Origin of the sequence: Ensifer adhaerens (assembly GCF_020035535.1) — a bacterium.
In the GTDB taxonomy this organism is placed as follows: Bacteria; Pseudomonadota; Alphaproteobacteria; order Rhizobiales; family Rhizobiaceae; genus Ensifer.
In genome coordinates this window covers 971,062-991,081 of record NZ_CP083350.1, presented here as the reverse complement: position 1 = coordinate 991,081, position 20,020 = coordinate 971,062, and the positions used below count along the sequence as shown (strand labels likewise).

19 protein-coding genes are annotated in these 20,020 nt (G+C 63.5%); 6 read left to right on the top strand and 13 right to left on the bottom strand.

Features of this window, described 5'->3' with window-relative positions; genetic code table 11:
- Nucleotides 1-62: 62 nt before the first annotated feature.
- A complete protein-coding gene (locus tag LAC81_RS24965; protein ID WP_223729832.1) occupies nt 63-284 on the bottom strand; it encodes a hypothetical protein in 222 nt (73 codons plus the stop codon).
- Here LAC81_RS24965 and LAC81_RS24960 point away from each other — a divergent pair.
- Both LAC81_RS24960 and LAC81_RS24955 read left to right on the top strand, forming a co-directional pair.
- On the top strand, nt 274-2,721 hold the full coding sequence (locus LAC81_RS24960) for a penicillin-binding protein 1A (RefSeq protein WP_223729831.1): 2,448 nt from the start codon (nt 274-276) through the stop codon (nt 2,719-2,721). The two genes, LAC81_RS24965 and LAC81_RS24960, sit on opposite strands and share 11 nt — an antisense overlap.
- A 1-nt stretch (nt 2,722) precedes the next feature.
- Nucleotides 2,723-4,459, top strand: coding sequence for a peptidoglycan D,D-transpeptidase FtsI family protein (locus LAC81_RS24955; protein ID WP_223729830.1), 1,737 nt, complete (start codon nt 2,723-2,725; stop codon nt 4,457-4,459).
- Nucleotides 4,460-4,533: 74 nt separating this feature from the next.
- On the opposite strand, the gene LAC81_RS24950 is transcribed toward LAC81_RS24955, so the two are convergent.
- Genes LAC81_RS24950 through LAC81_RS24920 form a run of 7 tightly spaced genes read right to left on the bottom strand, consistent with a single transcriptional unit; the run spans nt 4,534 to nt 11,192 of the window.
- Nucleotides 4,534-5,589, bottom strand: a complete 1,056-nt coding sequence (locus LAC81_RS24950) for an ABC transporter substrate-binding protein (protein ID WP_223729829.1) — start codon at nt 5,587-5,589, stop codon at nt 4,534-4,536.
- A gap of 17 nt (nt 5,590-5,606) precedes the next feature.
- The gene (locus LAC81_RS24945) at nt 5,607-6,749 is read right to left on the bottom strand and encodes an NAD(P)/FAD-dependent oxidoreductase (RefSeq protein ID WP_223729828.1); all 1,143 of its coding nucleotides are present in this window, start codon (nt 6,747-6,749) and stop codon (nt 5,607-5,609) included.
- A complete protein-coding gene (locus LAC81_RS24940) occupies nt 6,746-8,149 on the bottom strand; it encodes an NAD(P)/FAD-dependent oxidoreductase (RefSeq protein WP_223729827.1) in 1,404 nt (467 codons plus the stop codon). The genes LAC81_RS24945 and LAC81_RS24940 overlap by 4 nt, the downstream gene beginning before the upstream one ends.
- Entirely contained in the window at nt 8,142-8,456 is a 315-nt protein-coding gene (locus LAC81_RS24935) for a (2Fe-2S)-binding protein (RefSeq protein ID WP_223729826.1), read from the bottom strand. Before LAC81_RS24935 ends, LAC81_RS24940 begins: the two co-directional genes overlap by 8 nt.
- A gap of 6 nt (nt 8,457-8,462) precedes the next feature.
- Nucleotides 8,463-9,257 carry an ABC transporter permease gene (locus LAC81_RS24930; protein WP_223729825.1) on the bottom strand — a complete coding sequence of 265 codons (795 nt, stop codon included), beginning with the start codon at nt 9,255-9,257 and terminating at the stop codon, nt 8,463-8,465.
- 4 nt (nt 9,258-9,261) lie between these two features.
- Nucleotides 9,262-10,134 carry an ABC transporter permease gene (locus LAC81_RS24925; protein WP_223729824.1) on the bottom strand — a complete coding sequence of 291 codons (873 nt, stop codon included), beginning with the start codon at nt 10,132-10,134 and terminating at the stop codon, nt 9,262-9,264.
- The gene (locus LAC81_RS24920) at nt 10,134-11,192 is read right to left on the bottom strand and encodes an ABC transporter ATP-binding protein (protein WP_223729823.1); all 1,059 of its coding nucleotides are present in this window, start codon (nt 11,190-11,192) and stop codon (nt 10,134-10,136) included. The genes LAC81_RS24925 and LAC81_RS24920 overlap by 1 nt, the downstream gene beginning before the upstream one ends.
- A 329-nt stretch (nt 11,193-11,521) precedes the next feature.
- Here LAC81_RS24920 and LAC81_RS24915 point away from each other — a divergent pair, with 329 nt between their 5' ends.
- A complete protein-coding gene (locus LAC81_RS24915) occupies nt 11,522-12,346 on the top strand; it encodes an IclR family transcriptional regulator (RefSeq protein ID WP_223729822.1) in 825 nt (274 codons plus the stop codon).
- Nucleotides 12,347-12,364: 18 nt separating this feature from the next.
- Here the strand turns inward: LAC81_RS24915 and LAC81_RS24910 are convergent, their stop codons facing one another.
- A complete protein-coding gene (locus tag LAC81_RS24910; protein ID WP_223729821.1) occupies nt 12,365-13,051 on the bottom strand; it encodes a TetR/AcrR family transcriptional regulator in 687 nt (228 codons plus the stop codon).
- A 144-nt stretch (nt 13,052-13,195) separates the two neighbouring features.
- Between LAC81_RS24910 and LAC81_RS24905 the strand changes: the two genes are divergently transcribed.
- The 3 genes from LAC81_RS24905 to LAC81_RS24895 are packed head-to-tail and all read left to right on the top strand — an operon-like array spanning nt 13,196 to nt 16,174.
- Entirely contained in the window at nt 13,196-14,206 is a 1,011-nt protein-coding gene (locus tag LAC81_RS24905; RefSeq protein ID WP_223729820.1) for an efflux RND transporter periplasmic adaptor subunit, read from the top strand.
- 7 nt (nt 14,207-14,213) lie between these two features.
- On the top strand, nt 14,214-15,455 hold the full coding sequence (locus tag LAC81_RS24900; protein ID WP_223729819.1) for an ABC transporter permease: 1,242 nt from the start codon (nt 14,214-14,216) through the stop codon (nt 15,453-15,455).
- Nucleotides 15,452-16,174 carry an ABC transporter ATP-binding protein gene (locus LAC81_RS24895; protein ID WP_223729818.1) on the top strand — a complete coding sequence of 241 codons (723 nt, stop codon included), beginning with the start codon at nt 15,452-15,454 and terminating at the stop codon, nt 16,172-16,174. The genes LAC81_RS24900 and LAC81_RS24895 overlap by 4 nt, the downstream gene beginning before the upstream one ends.
- A gap of 11 nt (nt 16,175-16,185) precedes the next feature.
- Here LAC81_RS24895 and LAC81_RS24890 read toward each other — a convergent pair whose 3' ends face one another.
- The 4 genes from LAC81_RS24890 to LAC81_RS24875 form a co-directional block, all read right to left on the bottom strand.
- The gene (locus LAC81_RS24890; protein ID WP_223729817.1) at nt 16,186-18,240 is read right to left on the bottom strand and encodes a calcium-binding protein; all 2,055 of its coding nucleotides are present in this window, start codon (nt 18,238-18,240) and stop codon (nt 16,186-16,188) included.
- A gap of 297 nt (nt 18,241-18,537) precedes the next feature.
- Nucleotides 18,538-18,942, bottom strand: coding sequence for a DUF1236 domain-containing protein (locus LAC81_RS24885; protein ID WP_223729816.1), 405 nt, complete (start codon nt 18,940-18,942; stop codon nt 18,538-18,540).
- A 294-nt stretch (nt 18,943-19,236) separates the two neighbouring features.
- Nucleotides 19,237-19,473, bottom strand: coding sequence for a hypothetical protein (locus LAC81_RS24880; protein WP_223729815.1), 237 nt, complete (start codon nt 19,471-19,473; stop codon nt 19,237-19,239).
- A 169-nt stretch (nt 19,474-19,642) separates the two neighbouring features.
- A complete protein-coding gene (locus LAC81_RS24875) occupies nt 19,643-19,828 on the bottom strand; it encodes a hypothetical protein (RefSeq protein WP_057252114.1) in 186 nt (61 codons plus the stop codon).
- Nucleotides 19,829-20,020: the final 192 nt, after the last annotated feature.

The following is a 20,020-nucleotide window of genomic DNA, read 5'->3' as shown; positions in this document are numbered from 1 at the left end:
TGCTCCAGCACAATCCCTTTACGGTGAACTCCATCGGCTGACCGGGCTGCCATTCGGCAGCGTCAGCGCAGGAAGGTGCGGCTGATCGCGCCGCTTACGGGGATCGATCCCATGCGCCGTTTCGCCTGGCCGTAGCGCCCGCTCGCATCTTCGTTGCTGCCGACATCCCGGATGCCGGTGCACCCTGAAACATCGCTCCAGACAGGCCGCGGTCGCGCGAACATCCGCGCTCCGGACGGCAGTCCTTTGCCCCAGAGGTCCGTTCCACTCACTATGAAGTTCATCGCAAATCTGCTTGGCACATGCCTCAATCTCGCGACCGTCGTTGCACTCGCCGCAGCTACGGTGGTCGCGGCACTGACGCGCCACTTGCCGGACCACCGCACGCTCGCGAATTGGGAACCGGCCGTCACCACCCGCCTTTATGCCGGCGACGGCACCATGGTCGGCGAGCTCGCGCGCGAACGCCGGCTGTTCCTGCCGATCGGCGCAATCCCCGCACGCATCCGCCAAGCCTTCCTTTCGGCCGAGGACAAGAATTTCTACGTCCATCCCGGCATTGACGTCACAAGCATCGGCACGGCGCTGCTCGCCAATCTCGCCAATTACGGTTCCGGCCGCCGCATGATCGGCGGCTCGACGATCACGCAGCAGATCGCCAAGAACTTCCTTTTGTCTTCCGACCGCACGGTGGAACGGAAGCTGCGCGAAGCGATCCTCTCGTTGCGGATCGACCAGACCTATTCCAAGGACCGTATCCTCGAACTTTACCTCAACGACATCTATCTCGGGCGCGGCGCCTATGGCGTGGCGCAGGCGGCCCTCACCTATTTCGACAAGCCGGTCGGCGAGCTCTCGGTTTCGGAGGCCGCCTTCCTCGCGGCCTTGCCGAAGGCTCCGAACAATTATGATCCGGATCGCCAGGCGGAGCGGGCAATCAGCCGACGCAACTGGGTCATCGGCCAGATGCGACAGAACGGCTTCATCGATACTGCGACCGCTGCCAAGGCGGCCGCCACCCCACTCGACGCCAACCCGCGCACACCCTCGCCCGCAGTTGCTGCGGCGGACTACTTCACCGAAGAGATCCGCCGCCAGCTCAATGCCCAGTATGGCGAGGCAGCACTTTACACCGCCGGCTTTTCGGTGCGCACGACGCTCGATCCGCGGCTGCAAGAGGCCGCAATGAAGGCTCTGCGCAAGGGCCTCGTCGCCTATGACCAGGCGAAGGGCTATCGCGGCCCGGTCACAAGGCTCCCTTCAACCAAGGATTGGGCGACCGCACTTACCAAGCTCCGGCCGCTTGCCGACGTGCCGGAATGGCGGCTGGGCGTGGTGCTTGCCGCAGGAAACGCGGACGTAGAGATCGGTCTCCGGCCGGAGGGCGCCGCGCCTAACGGGACCACGCCGGCAGAGACAGCAAGCCTTGGACGCCAGGCCTGGGCGCTTTGCCGCTCGGTCAAGGGAAAGCGAAACTGCGCCGCCGGGATCGACGGCGTCCTTTCGCCCGGTGATGTCATCTATGTAGAAAAGCAGGAAGACGGCTATGTCTTGCGGCAACCGCCGCTCGTTCAGGGCGCCCTCGTTTCCATGGACCCGAACACGGGCCGGGTGCTCGCGGTCGCCGGCGGCTTTTCCTATGCGCAGTCGGAATTCAACCGCGCAACCCAGGCCTATCGACAGCCCGGCTCGTCGTTCAAACCCTTCGTCTATGCCGCTGCGCTCGACAATGGTTACGCGCCGACGACCCTGGTGATGGATGCGCCAATCGCCCTTTCCGACGGTGCGGGGCGGACCTGGAAGCCGAAGAACTATGATGGCCGCTTCAGCGGCCCGTCCACCTTGCGCGTCGGGCTGGAAAACAGCCGCAACCTGATGACGGTGCGCCTCGCCCGTCATCTCGGCATGGATCTCGTCGCCGACTACGGCAAGCGCTTCGGCATCTATGACACGCTCAAACCCTATCTGCCGATGTCTCTCGGCGCCGGCGAGACGACGTTGCTGCGGCTGGTTTCGGCCTATGCGGTCATCGCCAATGGCGGCAAGGCAGTCACGCCCTCGATGGTCGATCGCATCCAGGACCGATATGGCCGCACCATCTTCCGCCACGACCAGCGCCGCTGCGACGATTGCAACGCTTCCAGCTGGAGCGGCCAGGAAGAACCTATGCCGGTCGACGATCGCGACTATGTGCTTGATCCGATGACTGCGTATCAGGTGACCTCCATGCTGCGTGGAGTGGTCGAACGGGGGACCGCGCGCAATGTCAGCCAGCTCGGCGTGCCGATCGCCGGCAAGACCGGCACCACCAATGACGAGAAGGACGTGTGGTTCGTCGGCTTCACGCCAAACATCGTGACCGGCGTTTTTCTCGGCTACGACACACCGAAGCCGATGGGCAATGGCGAAACCGGCGGGGGCCTGGCGGCACCCATCTTCATCGATTTCATGAAAGTGGCGCTTCAAGGACGCCCGGCGGCGGATTTCCATGCGCCGTCCGGCATGACGGTGGAGGCGATCGACAGGAAGAGCGGCCAGCCTGTACCGGAGGGCACGCCCGGCGCCATTCTCGAAGCCTTCAAGCCGGGAACTGCGCCCTGCGCCGGTGGATGCCCCGTCATCGACGGGTTCGAGACGGCAAGTACATCGGCCACCGCCGATGCAGACCTGTCGCCGGAACTGCGCGAAAAGCTCCTGACCAGCGGCAACGGGCTCTACTGATATGGCACGTCAGGTTCAGCCCCGGCCGGATCCCCGCGGCCGTCTTCTCCTCGTCATCGGCGCCTTCGCGCTCGTCTTCGGCCTCATGCTGGCGCGCCTCGTGCAGCTTGGCGTCGCCGACTATGAGCGGACGGGATACATACCGCCGCCGCCATCGCTCGGCCGGCCGTCGATCCTCGACCGGAACGGCAACCTGCTCGCAATCGACGTTCCGAGTTCCGGGCTCTATGCGGAGCCCCGGCTGATCGTCGACGTCGACGAGGCGGTCGAGAAGCTGACCGAGATCTTTCCTGATATCGACGGGCGCGACCTTTATCGTCGGCTGAAGAGCGGCGCGGCCTTTGCCTGGATCAAGCGCCAGGTGACGCCAGCGCAGGAACAGGCGGTGTGGAATGCCGGCATTCCGGCCGTAGGTTTCCAGCGCGAGAAGCAGCGCTTCTATCCGAACGGCTCGCTCGCCGCCCACGTGCTCGGCACTGTCGATATCGACAATATCGGCATCGCCGGCATCGAGCGCTGGATCGAGGGCCAGGGCTTGGAGGTCCTGCGCCAAAGCGGCATGGATCTCTCCCATCGCACTCTCGAGCCAGTGAACACGACGCTCGACATCCGCATCCAGCATGCGCTAGAGACCGAACTTCGCAAGGCGATCGCCAAGTTCAGCGCCAAGGCCGGAGCCGGCCTGGTGCTCGATGTCACCAATGGCGAGATCCTGGCGCTGGCTTCCTATCCGGATTTCGACCCGAACCTGCCGGTCGACGCGCTGAAGCCAGACCGCATCAACCGCATTGCCGCCGCCACGTTCGAGATGGGCTCAACCTTCAAGGCCCTGACGACGGCGATGGCGCTCGATTCCGGACAGTTCACGCTTCGCTCCGTCGTCGACGCCAGCAAGCCGCTCGCCTTCGGTCGCTTCCGCATCAACGACTATCGCGGCCAGTATCGGCCACTGACGCTGCCGGAGGCCTTCATCTTCTCCTCAAACATTTCGATGGCGAAGATGGCGATTGCTGTCGGACCGGAAAACCTGCGGGCGTTCCTGACACGCTTCGGGCAGATGTCGCGGCTGACGACCGAATTGCCGGAGAGCGCCCATCCGCAATTGCCGCGACGCTGGGGCGAGATCGATACCGCAACCGTCTCCTACGGCCACGGAATTGCCGTCACGCCGCTTCAGGCGAGCATCGCGGTCGCCGCGCTCGTCAACGGCGGGCGTCTCATCCGGCCGACCCTGATCAAGGGCGCGCCGCTGGACGATCGCATCATCGCGCGCGATCTGATCAAGCCGGAAACCGGCGAGGCGCTCCGCTATCTGCTGCGGCTCAACGCCAAGACCGGCTCGGCAAAGAAGGCGGAAGTCAAAGGGTACTTTATCGGCGGCAAGACCGGCACGGCCGAAAAGGTGGTCGGCGGTCGCTATTCCAAGGAACTCAACATCACGTCCTTCATGGGCATCGTCCCCGTGGACAATCCGCGCTACCTTCTGCTCACCCTGCTCGACGAACCGAGGGGCCTGAAGGAGACCTATGGCTTCCGAACGTCGGGCTGGAACGCCACGCCGCTTGGCGGCGCCGTCTTCGAACGCATCCTGCCGATGCTCGCGCTGATGCCCGATTTCGATATCGCCGATGTCAGCTTCCCTGAGATCAGCAGCCAGGGCGCCTTCGGCTCGCAGCTTTTTCCATCTTCGACGAACAAGGGCGAGCAGAACAGTTCTGCGATCGACGGCGCGCTTTGACACGAAGCCCCAAACGTATCACGCCCCCATGGTGCCCACGGGGGCGTGCATAGAACAGATAGGTTAGCTCACGCTTACCTTTCGATCATGCGGTTCCAGCGCTTGTTCCATTCCTGCCGGTTCTGGTTGATCGCGTCCCAGTCGAGGACCTTGGCAGTCTGCATGTTTGTCTTGAAGGTTGCGAGCTTCGCGTTCGCCGCATCCGTGCCGGCCTTGGCGTTGACGTTGGACGGAATGATGTTGCCGTGATCGAGCGCCAGGCTCTGCGCCTCGGCCGAAAGCAGATAGTGGGCGAGCTTCTGGCTGAGCTCCGGTTCGCTGTTGTTGGCAATCACGCATTCGGTGACGGCGAGCACGACGGAGCCTTCCTTCGGCTGGGCGTATTCCACCGGAATGCCCTTGTCCTTGAGGTTGTTGACGGCCGTCGGCGTCAGCGGGAAGATCGCGGCTTCGCCAGTCTGTACCATCTCGGAGATCTTCGCCGAGCTCGGGATGAACTCGATGACGTTCTTGCCGATCGAGTCGGAGAATTTCTCGAAGCCCGGCTCGACATTGGTCTCATCGCCGCCCTGGATGCGGTTGAACATCAGGAAGGCGTGCAGGCCGAAGCTCGAGGCGGAAGCCGACTGGAAGACCACGGCGTTTTCAAACTTCGGGTCGGCCATGTCCATCCACGAGGTCGGCGCCGGCCAGCCCTTTTCGTCGAAAAGCTTCTTGTTATAGGCAAGCCCGGTCATGCCCATGTCGACGCCGATCGCCATGTCATCCTTCAGGCGGGCGGCCGGCTGGATCTGGTCAAGAACCGGATCGGCCGCAACCTTCTGGCAAAGACCGCCGCCGATCGCCCGCACCATCACGCCGTCATCGAGCAGCATGACATGCATCTGCGGATTGTCCTTGGCAGCGGTCGCCTTGGCGAGGATATCGGCGGAGGTGCCGGGCACGACGACAACCTTGACGTCGTTCGCCTTCTCGAATGGCGGCAGCACGTGTTCGGTATAGGCGCGTTCGAAATTGCCGCCGTTCATGCCGATATAGAGCGTCTTGGTTTCCGCCGAGGCAGCATTCTGCTGCAGGACGAAGGCCAAAAGCGCGAGGGCCGTGGTTTTGGTAAGCCGTTGGTCGATCATGGTATTCCCCTTTCTGTTTACAACGAGGCTGCAGTTTCGACCGCCACCTTGTGGAAGCGGCCAATGGAAAAGGCGTCGATCGGCGTGGTGCTGCGCCCCTCGGTGACGAGTTCTGCGAGCACTTCACCGACAGCGGGCGCGGTCTGAAACCCGGCGCCGCAAAAGCCGAAAGCGTGGAAGAGACCTGATGTCGTTTCGCTCGGGCCGACCACCGGGTTACCGTCGGGCATTTCCGCCTCTGTGCCAGACCAGAAGCGGATGACCTGGGCCTCTGCCAGATGCGGAAAGAGCATGAAGGCGCGCTGCATGACGGAGGACGCAGCGGTCACCGACGGGCGCGAGTAGTCGGGATCGCCGAGCGGCAGGCCGCGGCCACCACCCATGACATAATTGCCGCGTGCCACCTGCCGGCCATAGAAGCTGCCGCCCTGCTCGCCCATGCTGACAGGCAGCCGCAGCGGAAGCGGCTCGGTCACCACCATCGACGGGTAGATCCGAGTGAGCGGCACGATTTCGCCGAAGCGAGCGGCAAAGCCATCGGACCAGGCGCCGGCACTGTTGACCAGTAGTCGGCAGCGGATTTCGATGCCGTCGCCGGCGAGGATCTCGAAACCGTTCCCGGTCGCCGCGACGTCACGCACCGGCGTCAGTTCCAACACCGTCACGCCGGCGCGCTCGGCCGCCCGCGCGAAGGCTGGCGCAACGAGACGCGGATTGGCATGGCCGTCATCGGGGCAGAGCGACGCGCCGACCGCCTGGGCGGAAAGCCAGGGGAACCGGCGCGCCAACGCCGAACCGGCTACGAGTTCAAGCCCCAACCCATAGTCCCTGACCGTCTCGGCATAGGCTTCGAGCTTGGCGAAATCCTTTTCCGTGCGCGCGAGCTTCAGGTGACCGGAGCGCATGTATTCGGCATCGATGCCGATCATCGCCTTCAGTTGCGGCCAGATGCGGTGTGCGCGCTGCGACAGCGGCAATTGTTCGGGGGGCCTGCCCTGCCGGCGCACACCGCCATAGTTCACGCCGCTCGCCTGGGCGCCGCAATAACCCTTGTCGAGCAATGCAACCGAAAGCCCGGCCTTGCGCATGGCAAGCGCTGCGGAACTGCCCACCAGGCCGCCACCGATGATCGCGACGTCGACGGAGATGCGCCGGCTCATGGGCGGGCCTCCGTTTCTACGGCAGCGCCAAAACCGAGCGGGATTGGCTTGACCGGCGCCTGAGCGCGCAGCCGACCAACCTCTCCGGCCGGAACGCCACAGGCGCCGCTCAACAGTTCGGTGGCAGCAGCGGAACACATGCGCCCCTGGCAGCGGCCCATGCCGATGCGGCTTAGCGCCTTCAGGCGGTTGATCTCGCTGAGGGACCCGCTCGCGATGGCACAGCGTCCTTCGGCAATGGTGATCTCTTCGCAGCGGCAGAGCATCGTTTCGCCGGCTAGGGTCTCAAACCAGTCAGCCGGGAAGGGAAAGGCGCGTTCGAGGATGTCACGCTGCCGCAGGATCGCTTTGCGCGCCGCAACCAGGCGCGCTGCATCCGCTGATGCCTTTCCCACGTCCTCAAGCAGGGCGGCCGCAGCAAGTTCGCCCGAGATTTCCGCCGCATCGGCACCGGCAATGCCGCTGCCGTCGCCGGCGGTGTAGACATCGACCCGGCTCGTGCGCCCCATGGCGTCGCGCTCCGGCAGCCAGGCGCGATCGCGCGCGTCGAAACGGAAACGGCAGCCGGCAAGATCGGCAAGTTGGGTTTCCGGCCGAAGGGCAAAACCATAGGCGAGCGCGTCGCAGGCCACCGTCTCGACGACCTCACCCTTGAGCGTCCGCCGACGGAAGCGAAAGCCCTCGACCTGGCCTTCGCCGAGAACCGCCTCCGGCCGCACGCCGTAGCGGATCTTCACGCCCGAGAGCTGAAGCTGCAGACCATAGAAAAGGCCAAGCCCGACGATCCGCGGCGCATGAGCGGCAAGCGACAGCAAGTGGCGCTTCGACGCGATGGGCGCGGTGTCGAGCACCGCCTCCACGCACGCGCCGGCTTTCATATATTGCCAGGCAACGAGATAGAGCAACGGCCCTGAGCCCATGAAGACGATGCGGTCGCCGATCGTGCAGCCCTGCGCCTTCAGCGCGACCTGCGAGGCGCCGAGTGTATAGACTCCGGGCGTCGTCCATCCCGGGAAAGGCAGCACGCGATCGGTCGCGCCGGTGCAGAGGATCAACTGCGAAAAGCCGACCTGCCGGTGACGGCCAGCCGAGAGCAGATCGAGCTGGTTGCCGCGCTCAGGTGCCGAGACATTCCAGACAAGCGTTTCGGGGCGATAGTCGATCGCAGGCAGAAGCGCCTCGAACGCCTCGTGCAGCTTTCTTGCTTTGCCGGCTTCCGAGCCATAGCGGCTGCGATAGGAGCGACCGTCCTCGATCAGCGGGCGGCGATAGATCTGCCCGCCGGCGCGCTGACCTTCGTCGAGCACGACGGGCCTGAGGCCGGCACGCACCAGGCGCTCCGCGGCGCGAATGCCTGCCGGTCCGGCGCCGACGATCACCGGCTGCAACGGCTCACTCATGGGCCGCCTCCGCCATTGCGCCGAGATCGGTGATGAAGGCCATGCCGGGTTGCAGGGCCGTGCTGCAGGCGCGGACGCGGCTGCCGTCCGCCAACATCACGTAGCAGTCCTGACAGGCACCGATCAGGCAGAAGCCGCCACGTTTCTCGCCGGTGAATTCACTCTGTCTCAGGTGGCCGCTCACCGAAAGGATCGCCGTCAGCACCGTATCGCCGCGACGGCCGGTTTCGGCCGTCCCGTTCAATATAAAGGGCACGGGTGCCTCATCCAGGCGGTAGCGCCGCCGGAGCAACGGATGCATCGACATCGGTTCTCAGCCCTTGCCCACCAGAAGCCGGTCGAGACCGAACAGGCGATCGAGAATGATCATGGTGACGGTCGCAAGCGCGATCATCAGCGTGGAAACGGCCGCCATCATCGGGTCGATGGATTCGCTCGCGTACATGTACATGCGGACCGGCAGTGTTACCGTCGACGGCGATGTCACGAAGATCGACATGGTCAGCTCATCGAAGCTGTTGATGAAGGCGAGCAACCAGCCGCCACTGATGCCTGGCAGCATGAGCGGCATCGTGATCCGGCGAAACACCGTCCACTCCGCAGCCCCCAGTGTGCGCGCCGCATTCTCGGCATTGCGATCCATGCTGGTCAGCGACGCCAGGATCAGGCGCAGCGTATAGGGCGTGACGACGATCGCATGGGTGGCGATCAGCCAGCCGAAAGATCCACCCATACCCATCAGCGAGAAGAGACGCAGAAAGGCAACGCCGAGAACCAGGTGCGGGATGATGAGCGGTGACAGGAAGAGCGCGTTCAGCGCCTCGCGCCCGCGAAACTCGTAGCGGGTGATCGCCAACGCTGCGGGCACGGCAAAGAGCGTAGAGATGGTGGCCGACAGGAGCGCGAGCCGAACGCTGTTTCCAAAGGACGACATGAAGTCGCCGTGATGGAAGACCGCCTCGAACCAGCGAAGCGAAAGGCCATTCCAGGGCATCGCCAGGGTGTTTTCCGGCGTGAAGGCCACGAGGCAGACCACAACCATCGGCGCCAGCATGAAGACGACGACGAGGCTGTGGAAAGCAAGAGCAATGGGTCCGTTTCTCTGCATGGCTTCAACCCAGCTTGCGCTTCGCCTGCCGCTCGATCAGGCGGTTATAGGCGAGCATGATGACAAGATTGGCAACGAGGACGATGATCGCGATGGTCGCGCCGAGCGGCCAGTTCAGCTCGATCAGGAACTCGTCGTAGACGAGTGTCGCCGCCATTTTGAGCCGCCTGCCGCCAAGCAGGCCGGGGATGGCGAAGGAACTTGCCGAGAGTGCAAAGACGATCAGGCTGCCCGAGAGGATGCCGAGGGCGGCCTGCGGGAAGACGATGCGGCGAAGCGCCGTGAAGCGCGAGGCGCCGAGCGTGAGTGCCGCCGCCTCGACCGTCGAGTCGAGCTTCTGCAGCACGGTCCAGACCGGGATTACCATGAACGGCAGCATGATATGCACGAGGCCGATGACGATCGCCGTCTCGGTGTAGAGGAGCTGAACCGGGCTGAGGCCGACGAGGGCGAGCGCACCATTCACGAAGCCGTTCTTGCCGAGCAGCATGCTCCAGCCGAAGGTGCGCACCACCACGGAAACGAGCAGCGGACCGATGATGACCAGGAGAAAGATCGACCGCCAGGGCTTGCGCATGTTCGAGAGAACATAGGCCTCCGGCACGCCGATCAGCACGGTGATCACGGTCGTCAGAAGCGCCAGCCGCAACGTCCGCCAGAAGGTCGCGAGGTAATATTCGTCCTGTAGCACGGTTAGGTAGTTGGCGAAGGTGAAGTCGCTCTGGATGCCGGCCGTGTAGTCGTAGCTGTTGAAGGAAAGAATGATCGTCAGCAGCAGTGGCAAGAGAACAAGGCCGATGAAGAACAGCGTCGCCGGGCCGGAAAGGGCGAGGGGCGTAAGCAGGCGCGGTTTGATGGCGGAGGTCGCAGTGCCCATCACTTGGCCGCTCCCGAAAGGATCCGACAATCGGCGTTCTGCCAGGCGAGCCCGACGGTTTCACCTTCCACCGGCGGCGGCGCACCGAGATTGGGAACCGCGACGGCGAGGACGCCGGCCGGGGTCTCGGCGCTGACCAACCATTGGCTGCCCATGAAATAGCGCGTCGTCACCTTGCCCTCGATCTGGCCCTCGCCCGGCTCGGTCAGCCGGAGCTTTTCCGGGCGGATGAAGACCGAGACCTTGCCGTCCGGCTCGCGGCGGTCGGTATTGAAGCGGATCGGCGTGTTGTCGATGCTGATCGAGGCGCCCTTGCCGTTGAAGGCCGAGGTCGCACGCAGGAAGTTGGACTTGCCGACGAAGGACGAGATGAAGTCGTTGCGCGGATGCTCGTAGAGCTCATAGGGCGTATCGACCTGGGTGATGCGCCCCTTTTCCATGACGACGACGCGGTCGCTGATCGACAGCGCTTCCGCCTGGTCATGCGTCACCATGATGGTGGTGATGCCGACCGTCTGCTGGATGCGGCGCAGCTCGAACTGCATCTCCTCGCGAAGCTGCGCGTCGAGGTTCGAGAGCGGCTCGTCGAGCAGCAGTACCGGCGGATTGATCACGAGGGCGCGGGCAATCGCCACGCGCTGGCGCTGGCCGCCCGACATCTCGCGCGGGTAGCGATCGGCAAGTGCCGAAAGATGGACGAGGGCCAGGATATCCTTGATGCGTTTGTCGCGCTCCGGTTTTGCAACCTTGCGCATCTCCAGGCCGAAGGAGACGTTCTGCGCGACCGTCATGTGCGGGAAAAGCGCGTAGCTCTGGAAGACGACGCCGAGTTCCCGTTGCGGCGGCGGCAGGTGGGTGATGTCGCGCCCGCCCATGGTGATCGTACCGGCGGAAGGACGTACGAGCCCGGTGATCATCTGCAAGGTCGTCGTCTTGCCGCAGCCCGAGGGCCCGAGCAGCGAGATGAACTCACCCTTTTCGACCGCCAGATCGAAATCGTGAACGGCCGCAACCGGCCCGTAGAACTTGGAGATCTTCTCGAGGTTCAGGAAACTCATGCTCACTCTCCCGTGGGTCGCTACCCCAGGGATCGCCCGCCCCGTTTTTCTTGTCGGCGATCCCAGCGGCTGCGACACGTCGTCAACCATCAAACCTCTCCGGTGCGGGATCTCCGCCAGGCGCAGGTCGCGCCGGCGAAGGCGCGGTTTCGCGATCGCGATAGCCGGTCAGCTATCCACGCTTTGGCGCACCCACCCCTGAGAAGGCTTGTGGTTTAACTCCAGGAAATTGACGAAAAACACAAATGCAATTTTCTATTTCGGAATTTTTTGTTAGAAAAATCCGATATACGGAATCCTTTCGTGTGAAATTCGAGAGAAGCGCGCAAATGTTGGAATCAGAGAATGCAGGAAGCTCCAGCCTCGCGAAGGCGATCCACATCCTGAAAGATCTCGCGGAGAACGCGAGCGAGGGTGTGCGGGTGATCGATCTCGCGCGCAGGCTGAATCTCACCCAGCCCTCGGCGCACCGCCTGCTGAAGAGCCTGATCGCCGAAGGGCTCGTTGAGCAGATGCCGGAGGGGAAATCCTATCGCCTGTCGCTGGAGTTTTTCTCGATCGCGTCGCAGGCGCGAAGGCGTGAAGGTATTCTTGACATCGCCCGGCCGTCGCTGCTCAGACTCTCGGCCACCTTCAACGATACCGTCTTCTTGCTGGTCCGCAGCAATTTCGATGCGATCTGCCTCGACCGGGTCGAAGGCCCCTTCCCTATCCGCTCCTTTACCGGCGACATCGGCGGCAAGGTGCCGCTCGGCATCGGCCAGGGCAGCATCGCCATCCTTGCACACCTGCCGGAGGAAGAGCGCGAGGCGATCATCAAGTTCAACATGCCACGCATCATGGATCGCGCCGCGATCGACGAGGTGGACCTGCGCATCAAGATCGAGGAGGTCAGGCGTATCGGTGCCGCGCAGATGAATTTCGAGATGATCGAGGGCATGGCCGGTCTCGGCGTACCCGTGCTCGACCGCAACGGCATCGCGGTCGCCTCCTTGAGCATCGGCACGCTGGCATCGCGCCTGACCGAAACAAGAAGCGGCACCATCACCGACCTGCTGAAGGCCGAGGCACAGGCGATCAGCAGCAAGCTCAATCCCTTCGACCCGACCTTGCGCTATCCGGCATCCGCCCTGCGCGCCGCACAGAAGAACTGAGACACGCCCTCTCGTAGCTCACGCTTCGAGGAAGGCCCTGGCAAAACCCGGCTCGGTCACCTCGATCGACCCATCCGGGAGTTTCAGAAAACGCTCGATGGCGGTTCCGTAGGTTCGCATCCAGCCGTCGAGCATCACTGCCGCCCCATCGACGTCGCCGGCTTCGTAGCGCTGCAGCGCCTTGTGCATCACCTTGGCGACGCTCAGCCGCAGTTGCAGCAGCATCAGGGCGGAGGCTTCCGGATCGGACGCATCGAGCGTTCCTTCCTCGTGTCCGCGCCGGAGCATCTCGGCGACCAGAGGTATGCTGACGGCGAGCAGGGCCTCATCGATGCGGTGATAGAGGGCGACGTTTTCCGGTTTGAAGAGGGCGTTGAAGGTGTTCTTCAGCTGCGGCGCCATCTCGAGCTTAAGCCGCCGCGAGCCGGCGAAAAGCGCGTTCAGCTGCCCGACCGCATCCAGCGACGGGTCTTCGAACAGCGGCTGCAATTCCCTAAGGTTCCGCTGCGCCAGACGGGTGGCGACCGCCTCCAGCAGCGCCTCCTTCGAAACGAAATAGTGGTAGAAGGCCCCTTTGGAGACATTGGCCTCGCGGATGACGTCGTTGACCGTCGTATTCTCGTAGCCGTGCTGGAAGAACAGCCGCTCGGCGCAATCGATCAGCTCGTTCGATCGGACTTCCGGCGATTTTTTCGTTCTGACCATAAGCACTCCCAGAACAGCGGCTTAGCACGGGCTCGCCATCCGGTCCACGACGCTCCCAAAGGGACCGGGAATCGGCATCCTTGAAACAAACCGACCGTCGGTCTATTTATACAGAACGGATAGAGAGCATTCAAGGAGCGTCTCGTGCGGCTGGCTCGTTATGCAATCGGAGCAGCGATCGTCGTTGCCATCGGGGCGGCGGCCTCCTGGTATCTGTTTCGTTCGGTTCCCGTGTCCGTCGTCGCGCCGAAGCGCGGCGATGCTGCAGAGATTATCTATGCCGACGGCGTCGTGGAGCCGCGCACCTGGGCAAAAGTTACCCCGACGGTCGCCGAGCGGATCATCGAGCAGTGCAATTGCGAGGGTCAGCGCGTCGCCAAGGGCGATGTGCTCGCTCGTCTCGACGACACCGAAGCGCGGGCAGCGCTCGGCGAACTCCAGGCGCGCCTGACGCTGGCGCAGGAGGAATATCGCCGCAAGCTGGCGCTCGCCGAACGCAGCACGATCAGCGAACAGGAGGTCGATCGGGCGCGCAGCGAGCTCGGCCAGCTCGAAGCACTCGTGGCCGGCCGTCAGGCGCGGCTCGCGACCTATGTGCTGAGGGCCCCGAGCGCCGGCCAGGTGCTCCGGCAAGACGGCGAGATCGGCGAAGTCGCCGACCTCGGCACCGTGCTCTTCTGGGTGGGCGAGCCGAAGCCGCTGATCGTCACCGCTGAGGTCAATGAGGAGGATATCCCGCGCGTCGAAGTCGGCCAGAAGGCGCTGCTGCGGTCCGACGCCTTTCCCGACCGCAAGCTGGAAGCGACGGTCGACAGCATCACGCCCAAGGGCGACCCGGTGACGAAGACCTATCGCGTGCGCTTTCGGCTTCCCGACGACACGCCGCTTCGGATCGGCATGTCGACCGACGTCAACATCATCGTGCGTGTGTCGCATGGCGCCTTGGTCATCCCGACCGTGGCGCTGGAGGGAACGAAGGCCGCGGTGATCGACGGCAATCGCGCCCGAATACACGAATTGAAAACAGGCATACGCGGCGCCGAAGGCGTCGAGGTCCTCTCCGGGCTCACAGACGACGCGCGCGTCGTCTCACCCTTCCCGACCGGCCTTGCCGATGGCACGCGCGTCAAGGCCACGCCCGCCCCGGAGAAATGAGCCCGCCATGCGCCTCATCTTCGACATCGCACTGACGCACATCGCCGGCCGAGGCCGGCAGACGATCGTCGCGATGCTGGGCGTGGCGGTCGGCGTCGGCTTCTCCATCGCCATGGCGGCGCTGATGCAGGGTGGCCAGGACGACTTCGTTCGCCAGCTCGTCGACACCATGCCGCATGTACAGGTGACCGACGAGCAGCGCACGGCGCGGCGACAGCCGGCAGAAGATCTGTTCGATGCCGCCGCCATCTCCGGCCTTCGGCCGCGCGACGACCGCCGCGGCATCATCAATCCCACCGCGGCACTCTCCTGGCTCGACGGCTGGATCCCCGGCCGCTTTGCCGCGACCCTGAAGGCGCAAGGCGTCATTCGCTATTCCGGCCAGGAGGTCGGCGCCGCCGTCATCGGCATCGATCCGCAGGCGGAGCCACGGATTTCGCCGATCATAGGAGACTTCAGGGCCGGCAGCTTCGCGGCCCTTGCGGCCGGCGGGAACAATGTGGTGGTCGGCGACACCATGGCCTCGCGGCTCGGCGCCAAGCTCGGCGATACGATCACCGCCGTCTCCTCGGTGGGGCTCAGCCGCCGCTTCAAGATCGTCGGTCTCTTTCACACCGGCACGACGGCCCGCGACGAAGGCGAGGCCTATGTGCTGCAGAAGAACGCGCAGATCCTCTCGGCCCGGCCGAACGCGATCAATGAGATCAACATCAAGCTCGACGATCCAAATGCAGCCCCGGCGGTCGCGCGGCGCATCGAGGCGGAGCTTGGCTACAAGGCGGTCGCCTGGCAGGAGGCCAACGAGTCGATCCTGGAGGCGCTCGTCGTGCGCAATGTGATCATGTACACGGTCGTCGCTGCGATCATGCTGGTCGCCGGCTTCGGCATCTTCAACATCATCTCGACGATCACGCACGAGAAGGCGCGCGACATCGCCATCATGAAGTCGCTCGGCTTCACCGAGGCCGACATGCGCATCCTCTTCGTGCTCGAAGGCGTGGCGATCGCCACGGCCGGTACGCTCCTTGGCTGGGCGCTCGGCTTCGCGATGATCTATGCGCTCTCGCTGGTGCGCTTCGAGCTCGCTGCGACCGGCCAGGAAATGACACGGCTACCGATCGCCTGGAGCATGCTGCACTATCTGATCGCCGCCGCCTTCGCGCTCGGATCGGCAGCGGTCGCAGGATACCTGCCGGCAAGGCGCGCGGCCCGCGCCAATCCCGTCGACATCATCCGGGGCGCGACATGAGCACGCTGATCGAGACAAAGGATCTGACGCGTATCCTCAGAGAAACCGTGCCGGTCACGCTGGTAAAGGACATATCCCTGAGCATCGGCGAGCAGGAATTCGTCGCGGTCACCGGCCCCTCGGGCTCCGGCAAGTCGTCGCTTCTCTATCTGCTCGGCCTGCTCGACCGGCCGACAAGCGGCACGCTCGCGATCCGCGACCGCGACACGGCGCAGATGAACGAGGACGAACGGGCTGCCACGCGGCTTGCCAATATCGGCTTCGTCTTCCAATTCCATTTCCTGCTGCCTGAGTTCACCGCCCGCGAAAACGTCGAGATCCCCATGCGCAAGCTTGGCCGCCTCGGCCGGGGCGAGATGCGTCAGAGGGCGAGCGACCTGCTTGCCGCACTCGGGCTGGCCGATCATCTGGACAAGCGGCCCGATCAGCTCTCGGGCGGTCAGCGCCAGCGGGTGGCGGTCGCCCGGGCACTGGCCAACGATCCGCCATTGATCCTCGCCGACGAGCCCACCGGCAGCCTCGACAGCCAGAATTCCGAACAGGTGTTCAAGATTCTCGAAACGCTGGTGCGCGAACAGGGCAAGACCGTGGTAGCGGTCACCCACGACCTCGACATGGCCGCGCGGATGGATCGGCGCCTTCATCTGATCGATGGGTGCCTGACCACTGCTGTCGACGATGCCGCGCCCCCGGATGACGGCGCGGCGCCGACATCCTGACCAACGGTGCGTCAGCCGAGACCGAAGACGACATCGCTTTCCGAGAGAACCGCAAGCGAAGTATCCTCGATCAGAATGCCTTCGGTTTCCGAGCCGCCAAAGGAGACGAACACGCCATCGGCCGTGTCGCGCGCCGCGGCAAGGAAATCCGCATAGCTGTGAATGCCGGTCGTGTCCTGCGCCTCGTCGGAGAAGGCGATCCGGTCGCCCTGCCGGGCACTGAAATCGAGAATGTGGTCAAGGCCGGCCTCGCCGGAGGTTTCGGTCGACCACAGGAACGTGTCGGCGCCGCTGCCGCCTCTCAGCACGTCGGCACCATTGCCGCCGCTCAACAGGTCGTTCTCAGACCCGCCATCAAGAACATCTGCACCGTCACCGCCAAAGAGCTGGTCGTTTTCCGACGCACCCGTCAGCTTGTCGTCCCCGCCGCGCCCGTCGAGGATGTCGTTGCCGCTCGACGCGTAGAAAGTGTCGTTGTCGTCCCCGCCGCGCAGTACGTCGTCGTAGCGCCCGCTCGTGATGTTGAAATATTCAACATCCGTGAAAGTCAAACCGGTCTGCGTAACGCCGCGCGCCGCGTCGAAATCCATCGCCTCGGGCAGGCCGCCATAGTTGAGGTTCAAAAGATCCCGCCCTTCGCCACCATCGACCTCGCCGAGGAAACGGGCATTGATCGTGTCGTTGCCGGCACCGCCGCGCAGGATCGACGCAACACCGAGGCTGCCGCTGCCGGGAAAGGTGTCCTGCAGCCAGTCGTCCCCGGCGCCGCCATCGAGCACGTCGCTGCCGCCGGTATTGGCAAGCGTGTCCATTCCATCGCCGCCATAGGCCACATCGTCGCCGGCGCCCGTGACGATCGAGTCGTTTCCGGCTCCCCCGTGAATGTAATCATTGCCGTCCTCGCCATAAAGCGCATCCGGCCCGGCGCCGCCTTCGAGGTGATCGTTTCCAGCACCGGCCTCGACCGTGAGATAGGCAAGATCGCCGGCGATGACCCGGTCGTTGCCGCTGCCCAGCGCGAGGTTCGCCTGCTCAAAGCCGCGCAGCACGGTGCCGGTCGAAACCTTGCCGGCAGCGAAATCGATGGTGAGATCGCTGGTGCGCGCCATCTCGCTGATGTAGAGCCAGTCCTGGCCCGCACCGCCGTCGATCTCGGCTGAGTAGAACGTGGAGGTGATCCCATCATCGCCATCGCCGCCAAAGAGACGATTGGCGCCGCTCCCGTCGGTGATCCTGTCGTCGCCCGCGCCGGCATCGACGAAATCGCTGCCGCCTGCCGTCTCGATAACATCGTCAAGCGCGCTTCCCGTAACGCGGTCGTTTCCGCGTCCGGTCAGCAACACAACCTGCTCGACATCCTGATGCTGGACAAAGAGGTGTCGCTCCTGCAGCGTCCCCTCTCCGATGATGCCGTGTCCGTTTTCCAGGTTGAACACGACCGGAGCGGTCGATCCCGAGAGATCGACGACCAGCGTGTCGTCCCCAGCACCGCCGAAGACCGTGCTGCCCGTCCCAACGAGAACGAAGCGATCGTTTCCGTCACCACCGTCGAGACGGTCGTGACCGCCGGTATTGGTGATGATGTCGTTGCCGGCGCCTGCGTGGACGACGTCGCTGCCGGCACCGGTCGAAATCCGGTCGCTGCCGGCGGTCCCGGTGATCCGGTCGTCACCGCTGCCGGCTAGAAGGCGCAGCCACTCGATATCGTGGAAGAAGACGTGCTGGCTGGCGACGCCTGGGTCGCCGACATAGCCATGGCCGCTGGCGCCGTTGAAGACCATCCGGTCGGCGGTTTGTGAAAAATCGACGACGAGACCGTCGAAGCCCCGGCCTCCGGTAACAGCACCGCCGGTCCCGGTGAGAACGATCTGGTCACTGCCGTCGCCACCGTCGATGCGGTCGTAGCCGCTCGAACTCGTCAAGGTGTCGTCGTGCGCCCCGCCGTTGATAAAGTCGTCACCGCCGCCGCCATCGATCGTGTCCATGCCGATCAGGCCCCAGATGTGGTCGCTCTCCGCGGTGCCCTTCAAAACATCGCTCGCAGACGAGCCTACGATCTTCGCCATACCGCCATCTCCTTCGATCGACCCATGAATACATTCAATTTGCAAAATATAAATCCTGAATCAAAATGTATTACAGTGACGAAACAAAGCAATGCAGAATATATACAAGAAATATAGGCAATTTATTTTGAAAAATATATTAGAAATCCCGAGAGTATTCCAAAGTTTGTCGAGATTGAAAAAGATGTGGGTCGGAAATTCGAGACGTCCGGGCGCGCGAACTAGGGGCAGCCAAATGGAACGGCAAAAGGGCGGCGCTTGAACGCCGCCCCAGAGAAAAGACTATCGAGCCTTGGGTCAGTTGATCACCTGAACCACCGTTCTCGACTGCGGCTCCACGATCACGCGATGGTCGTTGACGACCGCATAGGCATAGCGCGGATTTTCCGGGACCGGCATCAGGACGACGGCGGACGGGATCGGCTTACCGACCACGACACGTTCCTGGACGACCACAGACGGCGGAGCCGGCTGCTGCTCGACATAGGTTACCACTTCCGGCGGGGGAGGCGTCAGCGCCCCACCGAGCGCGCCACCCACCACGGCGCCGACACCGGCACCGATCGGGCCACCGACGACAGCACCTGCTGCCGCGCCACCGGCCATGCCTGCGGCCGTACCGGCTTGCTTGTTGGCATCCTGAGCAAAGGCGGAGCCTGCCAGTAGAGCAGCAACAGCTGCCATGATTACAAGCTTCTTCATGATCTCATCCTTTCGTTCGATCAAAAACTCAACGAAAAGAATAATAAATTGTTCCAGATTCACTTTCTCTCTTCGGCATCACGGTTGATAACTTTCGTTAACAAACATCCGTGATCTCTGAATGCAGGAGATCGACGACTTATATCCGCCAAAAAATTATGAATGGATACTTTATGTTGGCGGCTCCATACTCTGGAGAATCAGCCGGAGCGGATGATCTTACCTTGAAAGCGCGGACCGCTCCACCGAACCAAGCGCGCGGGAGCTCCGTCGCTTCCCGTGCCATCTGCCACACTAGTCGCGGGGCAACTTGCCAATCAGCAGTTTGTTCCCTTCCCTGTTTCCGCAGCGCGAACATTTGAGCGTTCGGCCAATGGAGTTGAGGTCGACGTCCCATCCGTGGGTGCCGGCAATTGCCCGACGCTCAATTCGCCCTTGATGCCGGCACTTTCCGCATTTCGCCACCAGCACATACCATTCCGGCAGCAGCTCCAGGGTCGAGCCGTAATCGGTGGCATTTTCGCGCGGCATCAGGTCGATGCTTCGACGATGCCTCATAGTCAGTCCTCTCGAAGCTTCGTCTCGATCCGCCTATCATCTTATCATCGCCCGCGGACAACTGAGGCTCCCAGGCCGACCAACGCCCGGGCCGCTCCCGCATTTTCCTCGGTTCGCCGGTTGCAAGACAACCGTTTCACTGTCAGCGCGCCGAACCGTCGAGCCGCAGCGAGAGCTGCACGCCGCCGCGCTTCAGACGCGGCAGCGGCGGCGTCATGTCGATGCGTCCAAACGTGCGCTTGCGCCATTCCGCTTCGCGTTCCCGCTTCTTCCGGGCGGCTGCGACGGCAGCCATGGCGCGTTCGATCACTTCTTCCGTATGGGTCATGGTTTCTCTCCGGTTCATGGGAAACCTCCATCTGTTCACGTTATGTTCTTATTTTAGCACTCCAATGTCAACTCCCTTCGCAAGGCCGGGCGATTCGCATGCAACGGGATGGGTGATTCACCTGCTCGGCGGCGCGCAGCAGACGGTCAAATCCACCATAGCCAGGGCAACAACGGTTAAAAGATCGCTCTG

Excerpts from the sequence above, each read along its gene's own strand:
- LAC81_RS24960 (WP_223729831.1), top strand. The coding sequence starts at position 274 with ATGAAGTTCATCGCAAATCTGCTTGGCACATGCCTCAATCTCGCGACC.
- LAC81_RS24965 (WP_223729832.1), bottom strand. The coding sequence starts at position 284 with ATGAACTTCATAGTGAGTGGAACGGACCTCTGGGGCAAAGGACTGCCG.
- LAC81_RS24955 (WP_223729830.1), top strand. The coding sequence starts at position 2,723 with ATGGCACGTCAGGTTCAGCCCCGGCCGGATCCCCGCGGCCGTCTTCTC.
- LAC81_RS24950 (WP_223729829.1), bottom strand. The coding sequence starts at position 5,589 with ATGATCGACCAACGGCTTACCAAAACCACGGCCCTCGCGCTTTTGGCC.
- LAC81_RS24945 (WP_223729828.1), bottom strand. The coding sequence starts at position 6,749 with ATGAGCCGGCGCATCTCCGTCGACGTCGCGATCATCGGTGGCGGCCTG.
- LAC81_RS24940 (WP_223729827.1), bottom strand. The coding sequence starts at position 8,149 with ATGAGTGAGCCGTTGCAGCCGGTGATCGTCGGCGCCGGACCGGCAGGC.
- LAC81_RS24935 (WP_223729826.1), bottom strand. The coding sequence starts at position 8,456 with ATGTCGATGCATCCGTTGCTCCGGCGGCGCTACCGCCTGGATGAGGCA.
- LAC81_RS24930 (WP_223729825.1), bottom strand. The coding sequence starts at position 9,257 with ATGCAGAGAAACGGACCCATTGCTCTTGCTTTCCACAGCCTCGTCGTC.
- LAC81_RS24925 (WP_223729824.1), bottom strand. The coding sequence starts at position 10,134 with ATGGGCACTGCGACCTCCGCCATCAAACCGCGCCTGCTTACGCCCCTC.
- LAC81_RS24920 (WP_223729823.1), bottom strand. The coding sequence starts at position 11,192 with ATGAGTTTCCTGAACCTCGAGAAGATCTCCAAGTTCTACGGGCCGGTT.
- LAC81_RS24915 (WP_223729822.1), top strand. The coding sequence starts at position 11,522 with ATGTTGGAATCAGAGAATGCAGGAAGCTCCAGCCTCGCGAAGGCGATC.
- LAC81_RS24910 (WP_223729821.1), bottom strand. The coding sequence starts at position 13,051 with ATGGTCAGAACGAAAAAATCGCCGGAAGTCCGATCGAACGAGCTGATC.
- LAC81_RS24900 (WP_223729819.1), top strand. The coding sequence starts at position 14,214 with ATGCGCCTCATCTTCGACATCGCACTGACGCACATCGCCGGCCGAGGC.
- LAC81_RS24895 (WP_223729818.1), top strand. The coding sequence starts at position 15,452 with ATGAGCACGCTGATCGAGACAAAGGATCTGACGCGTATCCTCAGAGAA.
- LAC81_RS24890 (WP_223729817.1), bottom strand. The coding sequence starts at position 18,240 with ATGGCGAAGATCGTAGGCTCGTCTGCGAGCGATGTTTTGAAGGGCACC.
- LAC81_RS24885 (WP_223729816.1), bottom strand. The coding sequence starts at position 18,942 with ATGAAGAAGCTTGTAATCATGGCAGCTGTTGCTGCTCTACTGGCAGGC.
- LAC81_RS24880 (WP_223729815.1), bottom strand. The coding sequence starts at position 19,473 with ATGCCGCGCGAAAATGCCACCGATTACGGCTCGACCCTGGAGCTGCTG.
- LAC81_RS24875 (WP_057252114.1), bottom strand. The coding sequence starts at position 19,828 with ATGACCCATACGGAAGAAGTGATCGAACGCGCCATGGCTGCCGTCGCA.